The 752-nt window shown below is 53.6% G+C and carries 8 tRNA genes; all 8 read right to left on the reverse strand.

From position 1 onward, the window contains the following. Nucleotides 1-37: 37 nt before the first annotated feature. The 8 genes from HMPREF2626_RS05160 to HMPREF2626_RS05195 all read right to left on the reverse strand — a co-directional run bounded on the left by HMPREF2626_RS05160 (nt 38) and on the right by HMPREF2626_RS05195 (nt 712). Nucleotides 38-111, reverse strand: a tRNA-Pro gene (locus tag HMPREF2626_RS05160). 3 nt (nt 112-114) lie between these two features. Beyond that, a tRNA-Arg gene (locus HMPREF2626_RS05165) sits at nt 115-188 on the reverse strand. A gap of 14 nt (nt 189-202) precedes the next feature. Beyond that, a tRNA-Leu gene (locus HMPREF2626_RS05170) sits at nt 203-288 on the reverse strand. A gap of 22 nt (nt 289-310) precedes the next feature. Continuing rightward, nucleotides 311-382, reverse strand: a tRNA-Gly gene (locus HMPREF2626_RS05175). A 3-nt stretch (nt 383-385) separates the two neighbouring features. Further along, nucleotides 386-458: transfer RNA gene (locus tag HMPREF2626_RS05180), tRNA-Thr, on the reverse strand. Between the two features lie 12 nt (nt 459-470). Beyond that, a tRNA-Leu gene (locus HMPREF2626_RS05185) sits at nt 471-552 on the reverse strand. 7 nt (nt 553-559) lie between these two features. Beyond that, nucleotides 560-632 (reverse strand) — tRNA-Lys (locus tag HMPREF2626_RS05190). 7 nt (nt 633-639) lie between these two features. Beyond that, nucleotides 640-712, reverse strand: a tRNA-Val gene (locus HMPREF2626_RS05195). Nucleotides 713-752: the final 40 nt, after the last annotated feature.

Below are 752 nucleotides of genomic sequence, written 5' to 3' on the forward strand. Positions count from 1 at the left end.
AGCAGGCGCTCTCCCAGCTGAGCTAATCCCCCATTTATCGGGAAAACAGGATTCGAACCTGCGACCCCTTGGTCCCAAACCAAGTGCTCTACCAAGCTGAGCTATTTCCCGGTATGCACCCAGCAGGATTCGAACCTGCAACCGCCTGATTCGTAGTCAGGTACTCTATCCAGTTGAGCCATGGGTGCGTATTAAAATATAATGCCGAGGACCGGAATCGAACCGGTACGGTGTGTAACCACCGCAGGATTTTAAGTCCTGTGCGTCTGCCAGTTCCGCCACCCCGGCGCGGATTACCATATCTGGCAAAAGCGGAATACGAGATTCGAACTCGCGACCCCCACCTTGGCAAGGTGATGTTCTACCACTGAACTAATTCCGCATATGCCGGCTAAAGGACTTGAACCCTCGACCCTCTGATTACAAATCAGATGCTCTACCAACTGAGCTAAGCCGGCTTATTAACTTAATGCGGGTGAAGGGACTTGAACCCCCACGCCTTGCGGCGCCAGATCCTAAATCTGGTGCGTCTGCCGATTCCGCCACACCCGCATATAGATGATCCGTGGGAGGCTCGAACTCCCGACCCTCTGATTAAAAGTCAGATGCTCTACCGACTGAGCTAACGAATCAAAGTTATGGAGGATGAGGGGTTCGAACCCCCGACATCCTGCTTGTAAGGCAGACGCTCTCCCAGCTGAGCTAATCCTCCAAATATTGCGCGGCAGCGTCCTAGTCTCACAGGGGGCAAC

This window comes from Aerococcus sp. HMSC062A02 (assembly GCF_001809535.1).
GTDB lineage: Bacteria > Bacillota > Bacilli > Lactobacillales > Aerococcaceae > Aerococcus.